This is a genomic window from Cytobacillus firmus DS1 (assembly GCF_000565285.1).
GTDB classification, from domain to species: Bacteria; Bacillota; Bacilli; order Bacillales; family Cytobacillaceae; genus Cytobacillus; species Cytobacillus firmus_A.
Genome location: NZ_APVL01000002.1, coordinates 249,397 through 273,992, shown reverse-complemented (window position 1 = coordinate 273,992; position 24,596 = coordinate 249,397). Strand labels below are relative to the sequence as shown.

Annotated in this window: 27 protein-coding genes; 7 read left to right on the top strand and 20 right to left on the bottom strand. The window is 39.4% G+C overall.

The annotated features are described in order from the left end of the window. Window positions 1-244 precede the first annotated feature (244 nt). The 6 genes from PBF_RS25125 to PBF_RS03775 all read right to left on the bottom strand — a co-directional run bounded on the left by PBF_RS25125 (window position 245) and on the right by PBF_RS03775 (window position 3,554). Window positions 245-358 (bottom strand): YjcZ family sporulation protein, encoded by a 114-nt coding sequence (locus tag PBF_RS25125; RefSeq protein WP_019381501.1) that lies wholly within the window; start codon window positions 356-358, stop codon window positions 245-247. A gap of 160 nt (window positions 359-518) precedes the next feature. After that, window positions 519-875 (bottom strand): stage V sporulation protein AE, encoded by a 357-nt coding sequence (gene spoVAE, locus PBF_RS03795; protein ID WP_035327302.1) that lies wholly within the window; start codon window positions 873-875, stop codon window positions 519-521. 13 nt (window positions 876-888) lie between these two features. Further along, on the bottom strand, window positions 889-1,902 hold the full coding sequence (gene spoVAD / locus PBF_RS03790) for a stage V sporulation protein AD (protein WP_035327300.1): 1,014 nt from the start codon (window positions 1,900-1,902) through the stop codon (window positions 889-891). After that, a complete protein-coding gene (gene spoVAC, locus PBF_RS03785; protein ID WP_035327298.1) occupies window positions 1,902-2,375 on the bottom strand; it encodes a stage V sporulation protein AC in 474 nt (157 codons plus the stop codon). Before spoVAC ends, spoVAD begins: the two co-directional genes overlap by 1 nt. A 15-nt stretch (window positions 2,376-2,390) precedes the next feature. Continuing rightward, a complete protein-coding gene (locus tag PBF_RS03780) occupies window positions 2,391-2,864 on the bottom strand; it encodes a YhcN/YlaJ family sporulation lipoprotein (protein WP_035327295.1) in 474 nt (157 codons plus the stop codon). A gap of 336 nt (window positions 2,865-3,200) precedes the next feature. Continuing rightward, complete coding sequence (locus PBF_RS03775) at window positions 3,201-3,554, bottom strand: DUF1360 domain-containing protein (protein WP_035327291.1); 354 nt, start codon at window positions 3,552-3,554, stop codon at window positions 3,201-3,203. A 131-nt stretch (window positions 3,555-3,685) separates the two neighbouring features. Between PBF_RS03775 and PBF_RS03770 the strand changes: the two genes are divergently transcribed. Next, entirely contained in the window at window positions 3,686-4,189 is a 504-nt protein-coding gene (locus tag PBF_RS03770; protein ID WP_035327288.1) for a CotY/CotZ family spore coat protein, read from the top strand. A 64-nt stretch (window positions 4,190-4,253) separates the two neighbouring features. On the opposite strand, the gene PBF_RS03765 is transcribed toward PBF_RS03770, so the two are convergent. The 4 genes from PBF_RS03765 to mgtE form a co-directional block, all read right to left on the bottom strand. Continuing rightward, on the bottom strand, window positions 4,254-4,796 hold the full coding sequence (locus PBF_RS03765; RefSeq protein ID WP_035327286.1) for a CotO family spore coat protein: 543 nt from the start codon (window positions 4,794-4,796) through the stop codon (window positions 4,254-4,256). Window positions 4,797-4,908: 112 nt separating this feature from the next. Next, window positions 4,909-5,679 (bottom strand): enoyl-ACP reductase FabI, encoded by a 771-nt coding sequence (gene fabI, locus PBF_RS03760; RefSeq protein WP_035327284.1) that lies wholly within the window; start codon window positions 5,677-5,679, stop codon window positions 4,909-4,911. Between the two features lie 140 nt (window positions 5,680-5,819). Beyond that, window positions 5,820-7,679, bottom strand: a complete 1,860-nt coding sequence (locus PBF_RS03755) for a monovalent cation:proton antiporter family protein (RefSeq protein WP_035327282.1) — start codon at window positions 7,677-7,679, stop codon at window positions 5,820-5,822. Between the two features lie 12 nt (window positions 7,680-7,691). After that, window positions 7,692-9,071 carry a magnesium transporter gene (gene mgtE / locus PBF_RS03750; protein WP_035327280.1) on the bottom strand — a complete coding sequence of 460 codons (1,380 nt, stop codon included), beginning with the start codon at window positions 9,069-9,071 and terminating at the stop codon, window positions 7,692-7,694. Window positions 9,072-9,682: 611 nt separating this feature from the next. Between mgtE and prpE the strand changes: the two genes are divergently transcribed. After that, the gene (prpE, locus tag PBF_RS03745) at window positions 9,683-10,417 is read left to right on the top strand and encodes a bis(5'-nucleosyl)-tetraphosphatase PrpE (RefSeq protein WP_035327278.1); all 735 of its coding nucleotides are present in this window, start codon (window positions 9,683-9,685) and stop codon (window positions 10,415-10,417) included. Window positions 10,418-10,578: 161 nt separating this feature from the next. Here the strand turns inward: prpE and PBF_RS03740 are convergent, their stop codons facing one another. The 4 genes from PBF_RS03740 to PBF_RS03725 form a co-directional block, all read right to left on the bottom strand. Continuing rightward, the gene (locus PBF_RS03740; RefSeq protein WP_035327276.1) at window positions 10,579-11,490 is read right to left on the bottom strand and encodes an RluA family pseudouridine synthase; all 912 of its coding nucleotides are present in this window, start codon (window positions 11,488-11,490) and stop codon (window positions 10,579-10,581) included. A 39-nt stretch (window positions 11,491-11,529) separates the two neighbouring features. Continuing rightward, window positions 11,530-12,324: an NAD kinase gene (locus PBF_RS03735; protein ID WP_009331194.1), complete on the bottom strand. Its 795-nt coding sequence runs from the start codon at window positions 12,322-12,324 to the stop codon at window positions 11,530-11,532. A gap of 26 nt (window positions 12,325-12,350) precedes the next feature. Beyond that, window positions 12,351-12,989: a GTP pyrophosphokinase gene (locus PBF_RS03730; protein WP_035327274.1), complete on the bottom strand. Its 639-nt coding sequence runs from the start codon at window positions 12,987-12,989 to the stop codon at window positions 12,351-12,353. A gap of 119 nt (window positions 12,990-13,108) precedes the next feature. Next, window positions 13,109-13,474 (bottom strand): hypothetical protein, encoded by a 366-nt coding sequence (locus tag PBF_RS03725; protein ID WP_035327271.1) that lies wholly within the window; start codon window positions 13,472-13,474, stop codon window positions 13,109-13,111. A 196-nt stretch (window positions 13,475-13,670) separates the two neighbouring features. Here PBF_RS03725 and PBF_RS03720 point away from each other — a divergent pair, with 196 nt between their 5' ends. From PBF_RS03720 to PBF_RS03705, 4 genes are all read left to right on the top strand, one after another. Then, window positions 13,671-14,261 (top strand): CYTH domain-containing protein, encoded by a 591-nt coding sequence (locus PBF_RS03720; RefSeq protein WP_035327268.1) that lies wholly within the window; start codon window positions 13,671-13,673, stop codon window positions 14,259-14,261. 32 nt (window positions 14,262-14,293) lie between these two features. Next, window positions 14,294-14,935 (top strand): lytic transglycosylase domain-containing protein, encoded by a 642-nt coding sequence (locus PBF_RS03715; RefSeq protein WP_035327265.1) that lies wholly within the window; start codon window positions 14,294-14,296, stop codon window positions 14,933-14,935. Between the two features lie 248 nt (window positions 14,936-15,183). After that, on the top strand, window positions 15,184-15,588 hold the full coding sequence (locus tag PBF_RS03710) for a globin (RefSeq protein WP_035327263.1): 405 nt from the start codon (window positions 15,184-15,186) through the stop codon (window positions 15,586-15,588). Window positions 15,589-15,590: 2 nt separating this feature from the next. After that, entirely contained in the window at window positions 15,591-16,460 is an 870-nt protein-coding gene (locus tag PBF_RS03705; RefSeq protein WP_035327588.1) for a ClpXP adapter SpxH family protein, read from the top strand. Window positions 16,461-16,975: 515 nt separating this feature from the next. On the opposite strand, the gene pepF is transcribed toward PBF_RS03705, so the two are convergent. From pepF to PBF_RS03675, 5 genes are all read right to left on the bottom strand, one after another. Further along, window positions 16,976-18,793 (bottom strand): oligoendopeptidase F, encoded by a 1,818-nt coding sequence (gene pepF, locus PBF_RS03695; RefSeq protein WP_035327257.1) that lies wholly within the window; start codon window positions 18,791-18,793, stop codon window positions 16,976-16,978. A gap of 122 nt (window positions 18,794-18,915) precedes the next feature. Beyond that, window positions 18,916-20,106 carry a competence protein CoiA gene (locus PBF_RS03690; protein WP_035327254.1) on the bottom strand — a complete coding sequence of 397 codons (1,191 nt, stop codon included), beginning with the start codon at window positions 20,104-20,106 and terminating at the stop codon, window positions 18,916-18,918. Window positions 20,107-20,267: 161 nt separating this feature from the next. After that, a complete protein-coding gene (mecA, locus tag PBF_RS03685; RefSeq protein ID WP_035327251.1) occupies window positions 20,268-20,930 on the bottom strand; it encodes an adaptor protein MecA in 663 nt (220 codons plus the stop codon). 352 nt (window positions 20,931-21,282) lie between these two features. Beyond that, window positions 21,283-21,678 carry a transcriptional regulator SpxA gene (gene spxA, locus PBF_RS03680; RefSeq protein WP_009331204.1) on the bottom strand — a complete coding sequence of 132 codons (396 nt, stop codon included), beginning with the start codon at window positions 21,676-21,678 and terminating at the stop codon, window positions 21,283-21,285. Between the two features lie 473 nt (window positions 21,679-22,151). Next, complete coding sequence (locus PBF_RS03675) at window positions 22,152-22,727, bottom strand: GNAT family N-acetyltransferase (RefSeq protein ID WP_035327248.1); 576 nt, start codon at window positions 22,725-22,727, stop codon at window positions 22,152-22,154. Between the two features lie 243 nt (window positions 22,728-22,970). On the opposite strand from PBF_RS03675, the gene PBF_RS03670 reads away from it, so the two are divergent. Further along, entirely contained in the window at window positions 22,971-23,159 is a 189-nt protein-coding gene (locus PBF_RS03670) for a hypothetical protein (RefSeq protein WP_035327246.1), read from the top strand. 115 nt (window positions 23,160-23,274) lie between these two features. Here the strand turns inward: PBF_RS03670 and PBF_RS03665 are convergent, their stop codons facing one another. Beyond that, window positions 23,275-24,447, bottom strand: coding sequence for a putative glycoside hydrolase (locus tag PBF_RS03665; protein WP_430515279.1), 1,173 nt, complete (start codon window positions 24,445-24,447; stop codon window positions 23,275-23,277). Window positions 24,448-24,596: the final 149 nt, after the last annotated feature.

Below are 24,596 nucleotides of genomic sequence, written 5' to 3'. Positions count from 1 at the left end.
GGAAAACGTGAAATGAATTAATCATTTATCGCAGTCTAACGGGCAGTAAGTCCCCCACTTCAAGACTAAGAGGAATCAAAGGAGGATAAGTGAGGGTCAAACTGCCCATAAGGCCCGATTGGTTCAACTAACAATCAGTGGGGATAAAGAACACCCCCACTGATTGAAGTTTCACTTTATGTACATTATATGCAAAAAAGCCGACACAAAACCTGCTGCCGGTTCTGAGTCAGCTCTTTACAATCTAGTTATAGAAACTTGCTCCGACGATAATGAGTAAAATGAATAGGACGACGATTAAAACAAACGTATTTCCATAGCCCCCGCCATATCCGCAGCCTCCATAGCCATAGCCCATGCCTCTCACCTCACTTGGATTTCTCCCTACACATTATGTGATAAATAAGCAGGGTGTATGGGCAAGCTCCCAAGACAGGCTTGGTTTATTCATTCAGATAGAAATAAGGGCTTGTTTTAAATAAATTAAAAGTGCATTCCTGTGTACTTTCCTATGTCTTTTAGCCTTTAGGCTTGAAAATTAGTGCACCGATAAAACCAAAGATGATTGCTGCTGAAATACCGGAGCTGGTTACTTCGAACATTCCTGTCAATACGCCGACAAGTCCATGCTGATCTGCTTCCTGAAGGGCTCCATGGACAAGGGAATTGCCAAAACTGGTTATCGGGATTGTCGCTCCTGCCCCGGCAAAATCTGCAAGTGGTTCATAGAGTCCCACACCATCCAGAACAGCTCCGATTACAACTAAAAGACTTAATGTATGGCCTGGTGTCAGCTTAAAAACATCAAACATTATTTGGCCAAATACACAAAATAAGCCTCCAATAACAAAAGCCCAGAAAAACATAGGCAGCATACAAATTCCTCCTCTAAGTCATTTCTATAGAAACAGCATGGGCAATACAGGGAATACTTTCACTCTGCTGGAATGTCAATGGCGATAATAAGGCGCCTGTTGCGACAACAAGGATTCTTCTGTAAGCCCCTCGCTTCATTTGATTCAAAAGATGTCCGTACAGGACAGATGCCGAGCACCCTGCACCGCTCCCTCCGGACTGGACTGGCTGATCCTCTTTATAAATCATTAATCCGCAATCTTTAAATTTCTCCCTGTCTATTTTCAATCCATTATTTGTGAGCAGTTCATAAGCAGTTTCCTGGCCAATTTTTCCAAGATCCCCTGTGACAATCAAATCGTAATGGGATGGATCGAGCTGCATGTCCTTAAAATGTGCAGTAATGGTATCTGCTGCTGCAGGCGCCATGGCTCCTCCCATATTAAAAGGGTCTGTCAGACCCATATCGATTACTTTGCCGATTGTGGCTGAAGTGGTAACCGGCAAATTGGGTCCAGCTGCTTTCGCGGATATCAGAGCCGCACCTGCACCAGTTACTGTCCATTGGGCTGTTGGAGGCTTTTGGCCACCGTACTCTGTCGGGTATCTAAATTGCTTTTCAACAGCGGCATTATGACTGGAGGCACCTGTCAAAACGTAATCAGCACCCCGGTAATTAACAATGAAGGATGCCAGCGCAAGTCCTTCCATTGAAGTTGAACAAGCTCCAAAAATTCCGAAATAAGGGATTTGAATCGTTCTTGCACTTAAACTTGAAGGTGTTATCTGATTAATTAAATCCCCTGCAATATAAAACTGGACATCCTCCTTTTGAACATTTGCTTTATTTAAGGCCGTTTGCCCCGCCTCTTCCAAAAGGATCCGGTGTGCTTTCTCATAAGAGTCTTCACCCATCCATAAATCATCATGAAGAACATCAAAATCCTCTGACAGATTGCCATTTGCCTCAAAAGGCCCGCCTGAAACACCGGCTGCTGCAATGACCGGGAGGTTTTGAAAGACCCAGGATTGTTTTCCCTTTAGCATTAAATAACCCCCCAAATAATTAATAGCGTTTTTATCAGGGCTACTACAAAAGCCGAAAATACACCAAAAAGAATTACTGATCCAGCGAGCTTGAACATATTCCCGCCTACCCCCAGCACAAAACCTTCCGTTCGATGCTCAATAGCAGCAGAAATCACAGCATTCCCAAAGCCTGTTACAGGAACGGCGCTGCCAGCTCCGGCGAACTGGCCTAAACGGTCATACACGCCAAAGCCTGTCAGCAGCATGGATATAAAAATCATTGTAGCAACAGTTGGATTTCCGGCTGTCTGTTCGGTGAAATTAAAGAAATAGATATAAAAATACGTTATTGCCTGCCCAACAGTACAGATGAGACCTCCCACCCAGAAAGCACGAATACAATTTTTCAGGACCGGGCGTTTAAGCTCATGTTTCTGCTCAAGCTTCTCATATTGCTGCTGTTCCGGAGTTTTATTCCCTTTTTTGCTCATGACTCCCGCTCCCTCCTATGTCATTTCATTTTTTAGCTTTATGATTTTATCAAGCTTTTTTTTAGCCTTTTTGTCTGTAAAATCGGGATTTTTCATTTTTTCCTGGAGTTCTACTGCCTCAATAAATATTTTATAATCGCTTGAGACAATGAAGTTCTCGTCAGGATATTTCTCCTCAAGCATTTTTGTCATGTTTTTTTCAATTTTCTTCATGTGAAAACGCTGCAGGTGCTTCACTTTATAAGCAACTAGTGTATCTCCATTGCTCTTAACCACTGCAACATCATAAAGTTCTTTCATTTTTTCAACGTCATGCTCAATGTTTTGGACTAAATCCAAATTTTCCTTTGTATTCTTATCAATTAATACTGCAGGGGGATGTGTCGTTTTAAGGAGTGCAAGGTCGCTGTCCGTCACCTTACCATCATCGCTGCATCCTGATAATAAGATCAGTGAAAATGCATTCATTAATAAAAGTCTCTTTTTCATATTAGTCCCTTCCTATGTAAAATCTTTAATTATATTGTCCTCGAAATGTTTTGGATTTATGAACATTACAATCCATCCTATTTTTACCAGAAAAAAAACAAAAAAAATAGCCGGTAATACCGGCTCCTGATTTTTCATTGTTTTTTTCCACAGCCGCATCCCTTTTTCTTTTTCTTTTTCTTACTGACCGGCTGTGATTTTTCCAATTGCTGATTATTATCCTTATTTAACATCGATGAGGCCCTCCATTAACAATAATTTTCCTCTAATTAAATTATGCGGGCCTCAGGAGCTTGTGTAAAACAAATGCCTAAATAAAATATAAATAGACTTAAGCTAGTCAATCAGCTTTTGTACAAGAGTTTCTATAATGGCAGCAAGTCCCGCAACTGCTAAAATAACCAGCACCGGAGCTGCAAAAGATGCATACAAGTAATAGGAAGCATATAAAAATATGGCACTCCACACACCAGTACACCAATAACAGCTTAAAAGCTCCCCGAAAAAACTCCGAACTCTCCCTTCTTTCACTACCCAATAAACTTCTATTTCCCCGTTTTCATCTTTTTCTTCCACTTCTTCCAGAAAAGGCTTGCGCAAAAATTCGGTAATTTTATCAAATACAATCAGTCTGGTCAGCCTGAAGGCAGCAAGAGCCAAAATCAGCAGCTCCATAGGTGTTATGTCCATTTTTTTCACCTCAATTATAAAAAAATCGCCTATTTTTTGAAAAAACAAGGCGTTTGTCCGTAACCCATAGGGCACTTCGGCAATATGTTAGTAGTGTAGACCACAAGAAACAAACAAGGAGGAAAACAAAAATGGGTTGTGGAAAAAAAGACGACTTCAAAGGCAAAAGCTGTGTATGTGAAGTACTTCGTGCTATAAAAGATATTCAAGATAACGCAGATGATTCGTGCGAATGCCCTTCAAACTGTTTCCTGGAGCCGCTTGGAGCAATATCACCTTCCGGCAGAAAGCGCCATAAGCGTCCAGATACACGCGTATTCACATTAAAAACTGCGGACGGGTCACCATTCCATGCATTCTTTACAGGAAATGACTGTGCTTGTGTATCGATCTTCTTTAGAGTAGAAGAAGTATTTGATAACTGTTGTGCAGTGCTTCGCGTTCTGGAGCCAGTAAACAGAAAATCTGGCCCGGACAAAACAGTAAACCTTGTTGATGACTGCTGCATCGACTTGAAAAAGGTTTGCGAAGTTGACTACTTCCGCAGTACAAATGATTGCGTAACAGTTGATTTAACATGCTTCTGCGCAGTTCAATGTATTGCAGATGTTGACCTGGATATTTGCGAAGACTAATTAAAAGAGGCCAGCCGAAATTTCGGCTGGCTATTTTTTTGCCTGCCTTCTTAACAATTTAGATCTACCTTCTAAGACCGATCATTTTGACTGTATTTAATGATTGAAGATTTAATTTTTCTATACTTTCATCAAACAACTTGACCTCGATCCATTCTTCATTTTTTGAAACCAGAAAGCCCCTTATGGCCTTTTCCCCGGTTTCAAATATGCATGGAATTGGCGGAAGCTGTTTGGGGAAATCAATTAAGTAATCCAGGCGCTCAAGTGTATCCATTTCCTTAAAACTTTTAACCCGATTGAAAGCTGGTTTTCTTTTTTCAGTAGTAAAAGCAATGGATGCACCTTTTTTCTCTTCTCTTCCTGTTTCAAACTCTTCAATAGCTTCCTGCACTTTCATTTGCTCTGCAGCACTTTCAATTTTTTCTTTTGGCACGCTTTTTTCCTCTTTAGTGCCAGCCAAATCCAGTAAACTGCCATTTTGTTTCTGTTTGCGTTCCTCCTCTGCTTTTCTGCTGGAATAGATTGTCTGCATCCTGTTTTCAGGAATTTGAAAATTTGGCTGATGTATATAGAATAACGGCTCCTTCTCTCTTTTCTCAGTCACTTTGCCCACCTCCGCAATGGTTATGGTTCGTCGTATTATATGTATGCAGAAAATGGGCTTTCGTTTCTGAGGAAATAAAAAAGCCCGCTCAAATCTGAGCGGACAAATTTTATTAAAGGATATGATAACCGGAATCTACATGAATATTTTCACCCGTTATTCCTCTGGACAGGCTGCTGAATAAGAATAGAGCAGTATCTCCCACTTCTTCAGGAGTTGTAGTTTTGCGGAGTGGAGCTTTATCTTCAATTTCTTTGAGGATCGAATTAAATTCGCTTATTCCTTTAGCAGAAAGAGTCCTGATTGGTCCTGCTGAAATGGAATTAACCCGGATTCCATCCTTTCCAAGATCATTAGCCAAATATTTAACGCTTGCATCCAGGGAGGCTTTTGCAACACCCATAACATTATAATTTTTCACAACCTTTTCACCGCCAAGGTATGTGAGAGTCACAATGCTTCCGCCTTCTGTCATTACCCCCCTAGCTTCCTTTGCAACAGCAGTCAGGGAATAAGAGCTGATATTATGAGCCAGCAGGAATCCGTCTCTTGTTGTGTTCATATATTCTCCCTGAAGTTCTTCCTTATGGGCAAAGGCGATGCAATGGGCAATCCCATGAATTACACCAGCTTCCTCCTTAATTGTACTGAAACATTTCGCTATGTCTTCATCACTTGTTACATCACATGGAAGCACTAATGATTGGGCATCCTCCAATGATTCAGCCAATTCGCGTACACTTTTCTCCAGTCTTTCTCCCGCATATGTAAAGATTAAACGGGCACCCGCATAATGAAGGGATTTGGCAATTCCCCATGCAATGCTTCTTTTATTAGCTACACCCATTACGACGAATGTTTTTCCATTTAAAGAAAGAGTCATTATAAATCCTCCTGAGTTTATTATTACATGTTATTAGTACCTAGTGCTAATTGTACATCAATTCTGCGCAAAAGAAAAGCCGAAAAAAATCCTGCTGTTGCTGGAGGATTTTTTTCGGCAAGAAAGAAGTCAATCAGATTCTAACACCATTCACAAAATTCAAGTTCCCTTTTTAATTCATCAACATATTCCTTAGATCCAGTAACAATCAAGCGGTCATTGACATGCAGTTCAGTATCTCCGTGCGGAACAATGGAATCCTTTCCTCTAAATATCCGGACGAATATTACGTCCCCTGTAAACGGGAATCTCCGAAGCATCATACCTTCAAACTGCTCATTCTTTAATCGGATTTCATATAAAGCCGTCTCCTGGTTCGTTAATATGTTCACCACACTTGGTGACTCGATTAATGCACGAAGCAGCGCCTTAGAGGAAAGAATAGTTGAAAACAGTTCAATATCATGCTCCCGAAGCGTTTCTTCCATATCGGGGCTTTCCATCCGGCAGATGACACGATCCACTCCCTTATCTTTAAAAGCAATGGATAATGTAGCATTGGTTTCTTCATCCCCTGTGGAGATTACAACTATATCCGACTCAAATGCCTCTGTGCCATCGAAATTTTCAATATCAAACTCATCAACTTCAATGATATCAAACAAAGAGTCCGCTATCTGCTTATCCGCCTTTTCCTGCTTCTTATGATATAGAGCCGGCTGGTAAAGGGATGACTTAAGCTCATTATAGATCGGCATAGTCATTTGGTTAGCACCAATAAAGGACACTTTAAGCTTCTTCTCCTCGGCAGCTTCCTGAGGAAATAGCTTTTTAAAGACAACAGGTGTGAATATACTTGTTATGACAGCGACTAATATCAATGTGCCGCTCATTTCTGCAGTAATAACACCCATTCTTTCACCTATCGTTGCTGCTGCAATAACAAGGGAAAGAGTGGACGTTAACAAGAAACCAGAGGCGATAACCGTTTTAATGTCATACCATCTTTTTAAAATATAAATCGGAATAAGCTTTGACAGCAGCAGAGCAATCAGCAGTAATGGTATAAGCATAAGCATCTTGGGATCTCCAAACAAAGTCCATACGTCCAGCTCTACCCCTACCATTACAAAGAAAATCGGTATAAGGAACCCGTATCCAAAAGAATCCAGTTTATGGATCATTTCCTGATTTGGCGCCAGCAGCGACACAAGAACCCCTGCAAGGAATGCACCTAAAATATTCTCTGCCCCGACTGTTTCTGATAATGCCACAAGGAAAATAATTAGTGCAAATACTGCTCTTGTTCCAATCTGAACTGTCCCTGTCGACATCGCCTCAAGAAAATTAAGGTTCTTAAACCTTCTGCCCAGGAAATACAGCAATACACCTACACCAAATAAAATAAGAAGCAGCCATGTATTTCCTCCGCCCTTATCATTTAGAGAAACAAATACAGCCAGCAGAATCATTGTAGCCAAATCTGCAATAACTGCGATTAAAAGAATAATTTGACCAATGCCTGTTTTCATTAAATGGGCTTCCTTGAGAGTCGGAACTACAACTCCCAGAGAAATGGTTGAAATAATTAAAGTCATTAAAAAGGCATTATTAATGAATCCTGCCCAGACAAATAAATAAGAAAGTCCTAATGAAACAAAAAATATCCCTATAAAAACAATTGAAGACACTGCAAATGAATTTGGCTCAAGTTTTCCGCTGGGAAGCTTTTCTCTTTTCTTTGCCGAAGAAAAAGCTGTAAAGTCAATCTCCAGTCCGCTCAGGAACATTAAAAATATAAATCCAAGTGTCGAAAGAGTTTCCAGCCACATATCCTCATGGACAATATCAAAGCCGCTTTTACCAATAATTAAACCAATAAGAATCTCTGCCACCACTACCGGAATAAAATTAATCTTCAGCCGATGCAGTATAATCGGTGTAATAAAAGCGGCGAGAATAACAATGACAAGCGATGCTACCGATGCCCCATGTTCCATAATATAACCCCCTTAACCTGTTAAATAACTCATAAATAATGTCGCCATTCCAAAATAAATTAAAATACTGATCAAATCATTGATGGTTGTAATAAATGGACCTGACGCTACAGCCGGATCAATTTTAATCCTGTGCATTAGTAAAGGGATAAGTGCACCGGCAAGGGTAGCTACAATCAATGTAAACAAAATTGAAACGCCAACTAAAATACCCAGAAAGAAATTTCCTTTCCAGAAGTAAACAATGAAAGTAACAAGGATACCGCAAATACTTCCATTAATTAATCCTGTCCCTGCTTCCCTTATAACCAATTTCCATTTATTTTCTTTCTCCAGGTCTCCTGTTGCAATACCCCGTACAGCAACGGCCAATGCCTGAGTCCCGGTATTTCCAGCCATCCCTGCAATAAGAGGAATGAAGACAGCCAGAATAGCCACCTTATCCAATGTGTCCTCAAACCTGCCGATAAGGCTTGCAGTTAACATACCCAAAAACAGCAGGATGATAAGCCAGGGAAGCCGTTTACGCGCAGCAGCAACTGGATTACGGTCAATATGATCCATATCGGATACAGCAGCTAATTTGGAGTAATCATCAGATGCTTCTTCTTCCATGACGTCCATGATATCATCAACTGTGATAATGCCCAGCAAATGGTTTTGAAAATCCACAACCGGAACAGCCAGGAAGTTATAGTCCTTAATTTTTCTTGCAACTTCTTCCTGGTCCTCTCCCACCGATACCGAAACTACTCTGTCATTGGTTATTTCAGAAATCATGGTATCATCGTCACTTACTATTAAATCCCTTAATGAAATGACGCCAATAAGCTTTTTTTCGTCATTAACAACGTACACATAATAAATGGTTTCAGCCCTAGGCGCCTCATTCTTTAAGATATACATAGCAGAACGTACCGTCTGATTGGCTGAGAGAGACACAAATTCGGTTGTCATAATACTTCCTGCTGTATATTCTTCGTAATGAAGCAAATCCTTAATTTCTTTCGCCGATTCATCATCCATAATTGTTAAATAGCTGACAACCTGGTCTTTATCAAGTTCATTTAAAACATCAACCGCATCATCGGCATACATTTCAGAAAGCATATCTGCTGCATAATGGGGATTCATCTCAGCAAGAACGTCTTTATAATCTTCTTCCTCAATCTCCAGATTTTCAAAAAGAGCTGCCATTTCTTCAGGAGATAAATAAAGATAAATTTTTGCGCGGATGTCCTCATCCAGATCTTTAAAAAATGAAGCCTGATCATATGGGTGCATATCAAGAAATTCATTTCTGAAGATATCAATTTCATCATTTTGTAAAGATTGGATTAAAAGACTGGCATTGATTTGAGATCCTGATCTTTCCTCTGCATGATCTTCCATACAAAATTAACCTCCTCTCATAAAGCATCCATACTCTGTTGGTTAACAGGAAAATGTACTTAACTATACTAGCAAATCTTTGTTTTTTTGTCGTCTCTGAGCAATCCATAAAGTGAAATTTCAATCAGTAGGGAGTGATTTTCTCCCCGCTGATTGTTAGTTGAGGCCCACAGGACAAGGATGGCTTCGTCAGCATAAGCATCGCACGACCGAAAGCGGCAGCATTTTGGGAGGACGTGGCGTTTTTAGTCTTCGTCCTTTTTTCGGGCCTTTACATTATAAAGCGAGGTGACTTGCCCAGGGGTGACAAGCATTAGACGAGCAGATGGTGGGAAGTGCTTTTCTTCCCATCAGCTGATTGGCTAATGACCTCGAGCCCCTAGGAGCCGCAGCTAGATTGGGCAGTTTGACACCCACTTATCCTCCATTGGTTCCTTGGTCCTTTGAAGCGGGGGTCTTACACTGTTCCGTTGGACTGCGATAAATTTAATTTTCCCATTCTTTGAACATAAAATCGTTAAAGCTTTTTCTGCTGCTTGAAAAATAAAGTGTCATGATAAAGATTATGAAAATTGATATGATAACAGTAGAACTTTAAAGGAGCCTAAAAAATGAGACTTGATATTATTGGTGATATCCACGGCTGCTTTGCTGAATTTAAAGAGCTGACTTTAGAACTGGACTATAGCTGGGAAAAGGGATTTCCTGTCCATCCAAGCGGCAGAAAACTGGCCTTTGTCGGAGACTTAACTGACAGAGGCCCAGGTTCACTTGCAGTCATTGATACAGTATATAACCTTGCAGCAAACAACTTGGGATACTATGTCCCTGGCAACCATTGCAATAAACTCTACCGCTTCTTTTTAGGGAATAAAGTGCAAATTACACATGGACTTGAAACAACAGTCGCTGAATTTGAGCAGCTTGTCCTCCAAGCACAGGAGGAGGTCAGACAGAAATTTATGGAGTTATATGAAAACGCACCTCTATACCAGGTACTCGATAACAACAAGCTGGTTATCGCCCATGCTGGAATTAAGGAAAGCTATATTGGCAAACATTCCTCAAAAGTAAAAACCTTTGTTTTGTATGGTGATATTACAGGAGAAAAAAATCCAGACGGCACACCTGTTAGACGGGATTGGGCAAAAGCGTATGAGGGTGAGGCTGTAATCGTCTATGGCCATACTCCAGTAAAGGAAGTGAGGAGAATTAATAACACGTTTAATATAGATACAGGTGCTGTTTTTGGTAATAAATTAACCGCGCTTAGATATCCGGAAATGCAATTTATATCTGTCCAATCCCGCATGCCTTATGTTGAAGATAAATTCAGAAAGATGTAACCAAAAAGCCGGCAAATGCCGGCTTTTTTAAAGTGAAACTAATCAGTGGGAGCTCTTTATCCCCCACTGATTGTTAGTTGAAGCTCACAGGACAAGGAAGGCTTCGTCAGCATGAGCCTCGCACGACCAAATGCGCAAGCTTTTGGGAGGAAGTGGCGTTCTTAATCTTTGTCCTTCTTTCGGACCTGCGACAAAAGACTATTCATGTCTTCTGGAAGCGGTTGTTCAAATTCAAGGGTTTTGTGCAGGAAGGGGTGTTCGAAGGAAAGGCTGCAGCAGTGAAGCGCCTGCCGCCTGATGAACAGTCTTGTGCCCCCATATAATTCGTCACCTGCAAGAGGATAACCAAGCCATGCCAAATGAACTCTGATCTGATGAGTCCGGCCAGTATCAAGCTTCAGCTTTACATGTGTAAATTCTTTATGCCGGCTGATGACCTGATAATGAGTACATGCGTATTGGCCTTCCTCATTGACTTCCCGCTCAATAATACTGTCTTTTTTTCGCGCAATCGGCTGTTCTATTGTTCCTGCATCCGGACAGATTGAGCCTTCCGCAAAGGCTTCATAAATGCGCTGGATTCTTCGTGAGCGCTGCTGCTCGCTAAACAAATGATGTACATGTCTGTGTTTAGCAATCAGAACCAGTCCGGATGTATCTCTATCCAATCTTGTCACAATATGGGCCGCAGACTTTAAGCCGATTCGCTGATAATATCCAATCAGCCGATTAGCCAGACTTCCGGATGGATGTTCTCTGGAAGGAATGGAACTCATACCTGCCGGTTTATTTACTACAAGAAGATGATCATCTTCATAAAGAATATCAAGGGGCAAGTCTTCCCCCTTCATTCCTTCGCTCGGAACTTCTTCAGGGAAACCAACCTGAAGGACATCACCTTCCTTTAACACATAGCGGACATTGACTTCCTGACTATTTACTTGAATGAAGCCGCCTGCAAATTTTATATCTGTCAGTGCAGTTTTGGAAATATGATTGTCTTTTAAAAACTCCCTGATTATCAAGCCCGCCTGCCGGGCTGAAATTTTCCATTGTAATTCAAAACGTGCCATGAGCTGTAGGCTCCTGTTCTGTCAGATGGTGACCTTTCTTCAATCAGCAACAAAAGAATCGTGGACCCTTTTCCAGAATGGAAATGGCCTGAACCTGGCAAAACGGATCTTCTCATCTGCCACTCTGAATTGAATTGATTTTACATCTTTATGTAGAAGTGTCAAATGATCAATAGTAATTTGAAAATCCGGTTCATTCACTGGCTTCAGCATGCATGTATGGTGGGCCGGCAGTACGAGCGGCGAGCCTACTGTACGGAATACCTTATTATTAATGGAAGCCATCTCAGCAAGCTGGATGGCTGGCAGGGATGGATGCAGAATGGCACCACCCAGCGCCTTATTATAAGCTGTACTTCCTGATGGTGTAGACACACAAAGGCCATCTCCGCGGAACCTTTCAAAATGCTGGCCGCGTATTTCCACATCCATTACTAAGGTACCTTCCACCGCCTTGACCGTAGATTCATTTAATGCAAGATAACGGGTTTCTTTGCCGCCATGCTGGTAGCGGATAATCACTTCAAGGAGCGGATATTCAATCACCTGATAAGGGGTTTTGGCAATTGCAATGACAAGCTTTTCGATTTCCTCCGGCACCCAATCTGCATAAAACCCAAGATGACCTGTGTGTATACCTACAAACGCGGTCTTGTCCAGGCGGCTGCTGTATCGGTGAAAGGCATAGAGTAAAGTGCCATCCCCGCCTACCGATATGACTATATCAGGCTCTTCTTCATCATATGTAAGCTCGAAGTCCAATAAATAGGTCCTCATTTTGTGCATGAGTGTATTAGATTTTGAATCTCCTTTTGAGGTAATGGCAAATTTCATATTATCCAAGCTCCTCTTTTATACTGTTAGTTTTCTCCCTTTTGCTGCTTTTCCTTTTTTCTTGTAAAGAATGCCTGGGCATCCTGTATTTCACCGCGAATGAGTGACATTTCTTCATCAAGCCTGAAAGCAGCCTCTGCCGCCCGCTGAAGCCTCATCTGAATATCTTCAGGGAATTGGCCCTTATATTTGTAATTCAGGGAATGTTCAACCGTTGCCCAGAAGTTCATGGCAAGCGTTCGGATCTGAATCTCTGCAAGAATTTTCTTCTCTCCCTTGATTGTCTGAACAGGATAGCGGATCACGACATGGTATGAGCGGTAACCGCTAGCTTTTTTATGAGATATATAGTCTCTTTCTTCAACAATTTCAAAGTCATTTCTTTGTCTTAATAGTTCAACCACTCTCTTAATATCATCAACAAATTGGCACATCATTCTTACACCGGCAATATCCTGCATTTCCGATTCCAATCTGTCAAGTGGAATGCCTTTTTGATTTGCCTTATCTAAAATGCTGGCAATAGGCTTTACCCTCCCGGTAACAAATTCAATCGGAGAATGGGAAGAATCCATTTCAAATTGGCTTCTCATGCCTTTTAGCTTTACTTTCAACTCTTCAACCGCCTGCTTATATGGCGCCAAAAATAAGTCCCAATGCTTCACCTGCAACACCACCAAATATCCGAAGTTAGAAAAGCGCAAGTGCCTCGATTACCCCCGACTTCGAGAGGAGGTAACACAGCCTATCTCTTTATCCAAGTTTTTCTTAATTTAAACATTAATTAAAATATGTTCTCTACTTTTTCTACCATTTCATTACCATAATTGCTGTTCCCGCGGATATTTTCTATTAAATCTCCTAATTCCTCATGAAAGCCTGCCAGTTCAATACGATCATGATTACGATCAGAAGCAAAAACACGCATCTGGCCATCAAGTGCCTTTTTAAGTTCCGTCCAGACTGTTTCCGGAAGGGAAATATATGTATAATCATCATTTTGTTCTGCTATATAAATAAATGAAAGGTTGTCGGAATCAGCCAATATTTGCCGTATGGCAGTTAAGCCTGAGACTGTTCCAGCTTCTATTTCCAAAATTAATTCATTTTCAATCCATTCTGCATTTACAACTGTAAGTTTCTGTTTCATTTTTCTACCTCCATTGTCATTACCTATTCTATCGCAGATTTTATGGACAGTAAAACCCCTGCTGCAATTTTTATACCTCAGGATGCAAACTCCCTGATTGAATTTATCACAAGCTTAAAAAGATCTTCAAAGGATTGAAGTCCATGCTGAATAAGGAGATAATACAGGTAATTACTTATAGCTGAGGTGTACAGGCTTGTCTAATAAAAATATTGAAATTGAATTTAAAAACATGATCACCAGAGGAGAATTTACCGATTTAATGAATTTTCTGAATATAGGAAGTGAAGATTTTTCCGAACAGGAGAATCATTATTTCGATACACCTGATTTTCTTTTGAAGGCAAAAGGAAGTGCATTAAGGATCAGGCAGAAAAACGACTCATTTGAATTGACTCTTAAACAGCCCCACCCTGAAGGGCTTCTGGAGACCAATGAAAATCTTACTGAGTCCGAAGCAGCAGCGATGATTCAGACCGGGAAAATTCCCAGGGAAGAGATAATACAATCTATAGAAGAGCTCGGAATAAAGACAGATAACCTTCAATACTTTGGTACTCTCACAACAAAACGTGCAGAAAAGGAATACAATAAAGGATTGGCTGTACTTGATCATAGCCGCTATTTAAATAAGGAAGATTTTGAGATAGAATTTGAAGTGGATAATCGGATTGAAGGTAAATCGGCTTTTCTTAATTTACTTCAGCAGCTTAACATTCCTGTCAGGAAGACCGAAAATAAAATTAAGAGGTTTTACAACGAAAAATACAGACAGCAAAAGGATTAATAGAAGCGGACCTTTTGCCAAGGAGCAATATAATGAACATAGAACAGCTAAAAATATTGATGGAGCTGCAGGCACTGCAAGGATTCAATATCTCTAAGCAAACAAATACTTCTAACCCTCTGTTTCAGGAGCTGCTTTCAGGATTAGTTTCAGAAAATAATGGTTCGCCACGCCAAATCACAGGCGGGCTTGGAGCAGTTGCGTCTTTAAAGCCTTATATTAGCGCTTTACAAACAGATTCCCTTGCAGCAGCCGCTCTTCCACCAGTTAAACTAACCAAGTTCGCCGAATCCTCAAAAAGTGATTTTGATGATCTGATTCAAAAAGCATCAGATATGTTTAATGTACCTGTTAATCTAATTAAGTCAGTCATTAAACAGGAATCAAACTTTAATCCGAATGCCGTCAGTCATGCAGGTGCTTCCGGCTTGATGCAGCTAATGCCGGATACAGCCAGGGGGCTTGGCGTTAAAAATATTTTCGACCCCGCAGAAAACATTTTTGCAGGAGTAAAATATTTACGTCAAATGATGGACAGGTATGGGGATAATGTAGAACTGGCACTGGCAGCCTATAATGCCGGACCTGGAAATGTAGATAAATACGGGGGTGTCCCCCCTTTTAAAGAAACCCTAAATTACATAAAGAAAGTTACCACTTCGTTTATGGCTTAAGCTTCAGAACTGCCGCCCGATTTACCGGGCGGCTTTTTTATGTTTTTTTCAGCAAATGTTCCGGATTGACAGCATGTGCTTAATCCATACTAAAAAAATAAGCTTGCCAAGGAGACGTTAAAAGGTTACAGTAAGCTATTTGTTTGAGATATAAATCCCTCATTGATAAAATATAAAGAGATCACAGCAATTGATATTAAATAGGAAGTTTTTTTACAAATGATTAACTCATAAAAGGAGTTTTAAATATGGCCGAGAAAATGCACACTCCCTTCGACGCTATTGGTGAGGAAAAGCTTCACCAGCTAATTGACGCTTTTTACCTGCGCGTAGGACAACATCCTGATCTCGTTCCTATTTTTCCAGATGACCTGACAGAGACAGCCAGAAAACAAAAACAATTTATGACTCAGTATTTAGGGGGGCCTCCTTTATATACTTCAGAACATGGACATCCTATGCTCCGCGCGCGGCACATGCCTTTTCCTATAACAGAAACCAGGGCTAGGGCATGGCTTTCATGCATGAATGAAGCGATGGACGAAATTGGGCTGGATGGACAAATGAGGGAAGACTTTTTTTCCAGACTTGTGCTCACTGCTCAGCATATGATCAATACACCTGAGGCCGGCGTGAAAGGTGATAGCCCGTGAATATGCCAGAATCCAATGAAATCAAGTTTACATCACCGCATTGCTACGGCAGTGAAAAAAAGCCCATAGAAGTCTATATGTTTGTTGACCCCCTTTGCCCTGAATGCTGGGCTCTGGAGCCAACCTTAAAAAAGTTACTGATTGAATACGGCCGCTATTTTTCCATAAAGCATGTATTAAGCGGCAGGCTGGCAACGTTAAATATGGGAAAAAAACAAAATTACGAAAACATTGCTGATTTGTGGGAAAAGACAGCAAGCCGCTCTGGAATGTCATGTGATGGAAACCTCTGGTTCGAGAATCCAATTTCTTCACCTCATCTGGCTTCAGTTGCAATAAAAGCGGCTGAATTACAAGGGAGAAAAGCTGGCATCAGATTTTTACGCAAGCTTCAGGAGGTTTTATTTCTTGAAAAGCAGAATGTGTCAAATTTTGACGTTTTAAAGGATTGTGCTAAAGAAGTCGGTCTTGATGTAGTAGAATTTGTTTCTGATATTCATTCAGATAGTGCAGCCAAAGCTTTTCAATGCGATTTAAAAATAACATCTGAAATGGATGTTCAAGAAATACCCACTCTTGTCTTTTTCAATGAAAACATAGAAGACGAAGGCATTAAAGTAACCGGATATTACCCTTATGAAATTTATGAACAGATTTTGGAAGAAATGCTGCCTGCTAAGCCTGAGCGTGCTCCTCTGCCGCCCCTGGAATATTTCTTAAAATATTTTAAGCTGGTGGCCAGTAAGGAGATCTCTGTAGTATACGATATGACAGACAGCGAAGTGAACAAGGAAATGAAAAAGCTCCAGCTAAAGCAAATTGCTGAATATGTACCTGCGAAATACGGTAATTTCTGGAGATATTCAGGGTAATCAAGCTGTGCAAAATGCACAGCTTGATTTTTTCCATGAAAAAACCATGCAGTCTCATGCACGGCTCTTTCATGTTTTTTTTATTTACGAACAAAGGGGATGGGAGAAATTTTTCACGTTCAAACAAAAGGGGTAAATGTTTGCATGTGATTAACTTCACATCTGTAATATATCATGACATAAAAGAACATGACAATAAGTTTGTGCTTTTTTTCACAATATTGTCAAAATCAAGTCATGACACTCTGGACAACCGCATAAAATAGTTTTAAATCTGCCCAAGGAGGAGACTGCAATATGATAAAAGTGCCTGTATTTCTGATGCTGATGCTCATTTTAGTCTCCTTTATTTTGAATATTTTTGGCCTGATGAAGCTTATCCCCCTTTTCATTACGTCACCTATTCTATTTATTTCACTCCTGATCTTATGTTTATATTTGAATGATCGAAGGAGATTTAAGGGGTTTTGAACCATCAAAAAAGGTGCCGGGCATTTAGCCTGGCACCTTCACTGTTAAGAAAGCAAGCTTTCCATTTCATTAAGCTTTTCTTCAAATACTTTGCAGGCATCTTCAATCGGCTTGCTGCTCGTCATATCCACACCCGCTTTCTTTAGCACTTCAATTGGGTAATCTGAGCTGCCGGACTTAAGGAATTCAATATATCTGTCAACTGCAGGCTGCCCTTCCTTAAGAATTTGCTTGCTTAAGGCAGTAGCCGCACTGAAGCCTGTTGCATATTGATAAACATAATAATTATAGTAGAAATGTGGGATTCTGGACCATTCCAGACCGATTTCCTCATCAATTATGATTTCTTCTTCCCCAAAATACTTCTTATTGAGTTCATAATATTCTTTAGTCAATGAATCAGCAGTCAATGCTTCATTGTTTTGCGCCTTTTGATGAATGAGATGTTCAAATTCGGCAAACATGGTCTGGCGGAAAACAGTGCCTCTAAACCCTTCAAGATAGTGATTCAGCAGATACAGCCGCTTCTTATCATCATCAATTGTTTTTAGCAGATAATCATTTAAGAGGGCTTCATTACAAGTAGAAGCAACCTCAGCAACAAAAATTGAGTAGTTTCCATAAGGGTAGGGCTGATATTTTCTTGTGTAATAGCTGTGAACAGAATGTCCAAATTCATGAGCCAGAGTAAATAAGTTGTTCACATTGTCCTGCCAGTTCATAAGTATATATGGGTTGGTGCCATATGTCCCCGAAGAATAAGCCCCGCTTCTTTTGCCCTTATTCTCATGAACATCTACCCACCTATTTTCAAAACCCTCTTTTAAAATATTTAAATAGTCTTCACCAAGAGGCTTCAATCCTTTTAAAATCAGATCTTTTGCCTCATTATAAGGAATCTTCATTTTTACCTCCTTCACCAAAGGAGTATAGAGATCATACATATGAAGCTCCTTAACACCAAGAACCCTCTTGCGGAGCTTGACATAGCGATGCAGCAAATGCAGGTTATCGTTAATGGTATTAACCAGGTTTTCATATACACTTTCAGGAATATTATTCGCAGAAAGGGCAGCATGGCGCGCGGAATCATAATTCCGGATCTTTGCATTGAAATTATCTTTTTTTACGTTTCCGCTTAGAGTGCTTGCAAATGTATTGCGAAACTTCCCATAAGTCTCATATACAGCTTTGAAAGCATCATGCCGGACACGCTGCTCATCACTTTCAAGAAAACGGATGAATCGTCCATGAGTAATTTCGACTTCTTCCCCATTTTCATCTTTAATGGATGGAAACTCCAAATCAGCATTATTCAGCATGCCAAATGTATTACTGGAAGCTCCAAGCACCTCGGAAGCCTGAGCAAGCAGGGATTCCTGCTCAGCAGATAACACATGTGGCCTTTGAAGGTTAATTTCCTCCAGGGAATGTTTATATAATTGCAGCTCGGTTTTTTCCTTTAAAAATCCGGCAATCTTCTCTTCATCTTCAGCAAGCAGCTCAGGAACAATAAAGGCAAGTGCACTTGCAGCTTCAGAATACAAATTTTTAATTTTGTCATCCATTCCTTGATAAAATGAATTTGTTGTATCCTGGTCATAACGCATATGGGCATATGTATAAAGCTTCCCAAGGCGCGAAAGTAAATGATCCTGGAACTGAAGCGCTGTATATAAGGTTGCAGCACTTTCCCCGAGCTTGCCCTGATACTTTCCTGCATCCGGAATCAGCTTCTGCACCTCATTGTATTCCCTGTTCCAGTCATCATCAGAAGGGAATATATCCTCCAAACGCCACGTATCTTCAGGTGAAATCTCATTCCTTGCCGGCAGTTTCTTTACAGTTGTTTCATTAGCCATACATTCATCCTCCATTCAAAAGTCCCATTACACTATCTTCTCTTTGAAGAAAAAAATTCCTGCTTTTTAAAGAGCAAAAGTGGAAGTCTTTGATTATTTTATGTTAAATAAGACTTTTTCATTTATTCGCCCTGCAAAATCTTTTGAGTGATGCCTCTATAAAAATCGTTCTCTATTTGGATTATACGGGAGTAATGATCAGGCTCACCGCTTAATGCAGTTTTTTTGTATAAACCTTTTCCTGCATGTCTAACAATGTTTAAGTTAATAAGGGCATCAAGATATTCTTTAATCGCATGGATTTCGGACCCGGTTTGCACAAGTGGGATTGATCTGACTTTTATATCGTTATTCTTTACCCTGTTGCAAAAGCCTGCAATCATCTGCGGAAGTGAGAAGGGCCTCTCTTTACCGACTATATCCATAAACAAATAACTCTGCCACTGTATAGGTGAGGTTTCAATATATGGAGAATGACGTACAGGAAGGCCAATTTCAGGCGGGAGGAACGAAGGAGCAATTGAGCGGGAGTATAAATCCTGAAGAAAGTTATTTCTAATAGCACCGCTATTATGTGAAAGGGAATCCTTTATTTTCCGAACTTCTCTTTTCCATTCATCTATATTTATATTATTTTTATAATATGGATTAAATAATATAGCTGGATCTGCTTGGAAAACAGGCTTCACATCATAATGCGCGCAGGCATTTCTGACGGTGAGGGGCTGGATATTGTGAATATTGATAAACGATTTTGTATTGGGGCAAAAAGAAGGGATTACCCAATGGCCTGAAGGTGTTTGCCGAAGGAATAGGTACTGGAAACCAGATAAAGAAATTTTTGATTTGCCAATACGCTTAATACTTTTTCCTGCCAGTATCCAAATTGGAACGATGCCTGCCTGAAAGTATGCTTCCGTACGCTTTATAAATAACTCCTCAGAAATGCTTGAGCATTGATATTCCAGAGCATAATGTACACCTTCATAATGGACACCGATATCCGGCCGCTGTGATATTTCCGGATAATATGGCTCCAGAGTTGGATTTAAACCTTTTTTCCTTAGCCATTGAAACAATAGCACCTTTCCGGAAATATGGTATTCTGATTCCCTTTCATACTTTTCCGGACATTCAGAACCCTTACTGTGGCTGAAATGCGGGATTCTCTTTTTTCCGATTTTCATTATTACTTTCTCTTTGCATTCCGGGCAGAAAAAGTTGTTTTTTTCCCTGTATTGCTGTAAAGCCGGGATACTGTGTGAACCTATCAGGTTTATTCGCACCCCATTCTCTGTTGAGGCAACTAACAAATGATCATCTCCTTTCTTCCTTATGGTTCTATTTTTAATGACTAAATTCCTTTTTATCCGACATATTCTCTTAAAATTCTTTCTTATGTTCATTAATTGCTGCTATGAAAAAGTCCGCATATAAAAAAGCCGATTTCTAATGTGAAATCGACTTTGCTTTACTATTTAAAATGTTTTCTCAAATTTTCAAAAACATCTTTTTCAATAATCAATTTACCATATTCCATTACACGGTGAATAGTTGTACTTGTTTCGTGCCCGTATTCAAGAAGAATACTCAGCATGTTATCTATGTCGTCCTCTTCAAAAAGCTCTTCAGGGAACTCTGCGAATAAATAATACTTCCCCTCAAAGGAATACAGCTTTGTGGTAATGGAATCAAGAATTGACCGCTTTGATAATGAAATAATGTCTTCAAAATCTTTAAACGATAATAGGAACTCAAGATCTCCTTCATATTCATTATCATTATCATCGGATTTACGGAAATGATGATCAAGCATTTCCTCTATATGTTCATCCACAGGCAAATCTTTCACTTTTTCATCCGGGACAGGAAGTTCAAACTTTTGACCATCCTTTGATAGCTGAGCTTTTGTTACAAGAACCTCCAAACCTTTATCCAATGCCTGAACCTGGATCCATAAAGGGCCTTCAACAAGAAATTCTTCCTCCTGATGGACTTCATCCATCATTTCCCAAAAGAGTTCCTCACTCCGCTCACGATTGTACCAAATCTCTTCACGGTCAAAGCCTCTTTCTTCTATATCAAGATAAGAAATATAAAATTTAACGGTATGATCATTAATACGTTCGATTTCCATGCAGCAACTCTCCCTTCTGGCTATGATTGAAGGGACTAAATACCCCCAGCAGTCATGTGTTATCCATTTACCCGTAAATCAATTGGTTAATCCCCGATTAAATTGAAGGTAAAATGTATTTTGTACCTTGTACTTTTATTTTATGACAAATTGATCATAAAGGGAATTAAAAAGTCATATGTTTAAAAAAACCGTTAAATGCCTATATTGTCCCAGGTGGTACACCTTTTCTCGTTTGACTTAATTAAATATTCTCTTATTATATCCATTTTCCTTTTTCTTTTTTCACATAATAGACAAAAAGACCTTCTTCTGTTAACAGAAAGAAGGCCTCTCAATTTTAAGTATTATGTTAATTAACCATACGCTGTGCTTCACGCAACTGGTAAGTACGGACTTTTCTTGGAAGGAAACGTCTTATTTCGTCCTCATTATATCCAACCTGCAAACGTTTTTCATCAAGAATGATCGGACGGCGAAGCAGCCCCGGGTTTTCCTTAATTAGCTCAAATAAATCTTGGAGAGGCATTGATTCAAGGTTTACATCAAGCTTTTGAAATGTCTTTGAGCGAGTTGAAATAATTTCATCTGTTCCATCTTCAGTCATTCGAAGAATTTCTTTAATTTCATCAATCGATAGCGGTTCTGAAAAGATATTTCGTTCTTTATAGGCAATTTCATGCTCTTCCAACCATGATTTAGCTTTCCTGCAGGATGTACAACTTGGTGAAGTGTATAATGTGACCATTTTACAAATTCACACTCCTTAAATTTAGACATATATGAAACTATCTGAGATTATATTTGTTTAATCAAATATTTCTAGAGTCTTCTAGATTAAAATAACTTTAATCAAGGAATTTATATTATTAATTATACACTAAACAATATTTATTTGGTATAACTTTTTATAAATATGATAAAAGTATTAAACATTCATTAAACAAATGGTTTAAGAATAAGAATCTACTTAATAAGACGAATGAACAAGCAAAAAGTTTCATTTTTTTAAATGTTTTTTGTTATAATTGCTTTCATAAAGTTACTTAAGCCTAAGCCTAAGGGAAATTTATGTATGAAGTTTTATTGTTTATACTAAATTATTCTATATATACCCTTGTTAATTTTAAATAAACCAAAATGCTTATTAATATTTTCTCAATTAATGAATGAAAATGAAAACACAGCCATTTACAAAAATGGCTGTGTTTTTCCAAATCCTTATAAATCCTCTAAGACATCCGTACCATTTTTATTTTCTTCATAAGTCAGAACCTCATCTACAGGCTGATATGACTTTCCATAAAAATGCGAATCCTTATAAGTATGAATCATTTCATAGGTTTTCTTCATGGCTTCATAAATCATTTCTTCACTTTCGTTCTCAGGGGACCAATATAGGATTTCCATTGTGTTGACTTCATTGGTCGCAAGAGACCGGCGGCTGTACCCGATTGATTGGGCGTGCTCAAACCCTTCTCTTTTATAGAATTTGAGCCGCTTTTCAGTATCCGTGTCTTCATAATCAACCGGCTCAACTTCCAATATGATCGGTTTGCCTTTGGCTTTAAGCGTTTGAAGTAGTTTATGGCCAAGTCCCTGTCCTCTGGATTCCTTCGAAACAAACAGATAATCAATAAAAACAAAGTTATCCAGTTCTACATACATAAGCACATGATGTGGACCTTCATCTTTATGATAGATGTCTGACCGTTCCTTTAATAAGGTTTCCATATGTTCTCTTGATTTCATTTCTTCAATCGGGAAATATTGATTCAGTTTTTCATACCAATGCATGGATCTTCTCCTTTTTTGCCCGCAAACAACGTATTGTTTATAGAGCATAAATATTTATTCCAGCATGATAAGCTCCCAGCTTTCTCTTCCACCTACTTACTTAGGCTTATATTATTTCCAATCAGATTAAGTATTTGTGGAATTTCCCCTTTTAATACTGGAAAATTTCGAATAAAATAAGATTAGGGATGTTATATACTAACTAATCACAGGAGACTGTGAAAAGAAAGATGGAGGTTTATCATGGTTGGTTACATAACTGATTTAACGATTGTTGCATTGCTTATAATTGGATTTACTGCCTTGTTAGGTGTACTAACTAATGGTATTGGAGAAAAGTTTTTTGGCGGTAAAAATAAATCCGAATTCGTGGATCAATCCGCAAAAGTGCAGACTGGATGGAAAAGCGTAGGCGGACAAAAAAAACAATAGCCTATGCCTCTATACTATGATACCGTATACAAAATCCGTGTCAAATAATATGTAACTTAATTAATTGATAAACAAAGCAAGAAAGAGACCGAAATACTCGGCCTCTTTCTTGCTTTTATGGTGTATAATCCACGTTTTGTGTATACGAATTACCTGCATTCCACAAAAGAAATTCATTAATCCCCTGTTCGTTCAGTGCCTTTATTTGCGCTTCAACTTCCGTTCTTCCATACTTCTTATAATTTCCGGCTCCTAAATAAGAGGCTGTAAAGTCCTGCAGCCATGGTCTGGATATAGGCGGACTATTCAACTCTCCCAACTTTCTATTCTCAAGTTTAGCATATTCAGAAACAAGCTTATAAGGTTCCAGGTCCGGTTTGGCTATGCCAAAATAAGATGTCCAATGGCTTGGATAAATCATAGAAGAAATTACATCCACATGTTCTGAGATCTTAGAAAAATTTTGGCCAATTCCCGGTGCCTCAGGAAGGGTCGCCGTGTAGCCAAAGATATCAACTGAGACCTTTACTCCATATGGCTCAAGCTGCTTACTGGCATACTCGACAAAGTCAGTAACCGCACTTACACGCTTTTGTACATTTTCAATTTTAAGATTTTCGTATTCACCCATACTGTATTTCAAGGAGCTATCACGGTGTTCAAACCCTTCAGGAAATCGGACATAATCAAATTGAATTTCCTGAAATCCCATTTTTGCAGCTTCGATTGCAATTCCAATATTGTAATCCCAAACTTCTTTTAAAAATGGATTTACAAAAGATTCACCTCTGCCATTCTTCCATACTGTATTTCCCTCTTTATACGACCATTCAGGCTTTTTATTCGCAAGAACAGAATCCTTGAAAACGACTACCCGTGCAATCGGATAAATTTGCTTTTCTTCCATGGTTTTCAAGACATTTTTGGGATCCTTTATGTAAGGCTTTCCGATATCAGTGTATGGTGATTTGTCTTCTGGAATATACGTAAGGTTACCCCAATCGTCCTTAATATCAATTACCATCGCATTCAAATCGGTATCATCCATCAATTTCACTAATTTATTTAATTTTTCACCCCCTGCTGAATGTCCCGTGACATATATACCCCTTACAGCATCTGGATACTGAAAATGATAGCCGGAATCAAATTGAAAACGGCTTACTTTTTCAGGAAGGGTCTTCACAAGTGAAATATGCTCTCTTTGAGGATTTTGTCCTGTTTCCTTATTTTCCTGTTCTTTTGCTTCACCTGGTTCGGCTGGTATGAATAAAGCTGATACTAACATTAAGGCTGCACCTAACTTTAATGTCTTGTTCACATGTTATGCCCCCCTTTTCTTAGTATTCTGCTTGATACCTTTATTATAAAATTTTCTCAAAGAATTAAGAACTATCTTTATACTAAATTATCTTTATAAGTGTTCTTTAAACCAAT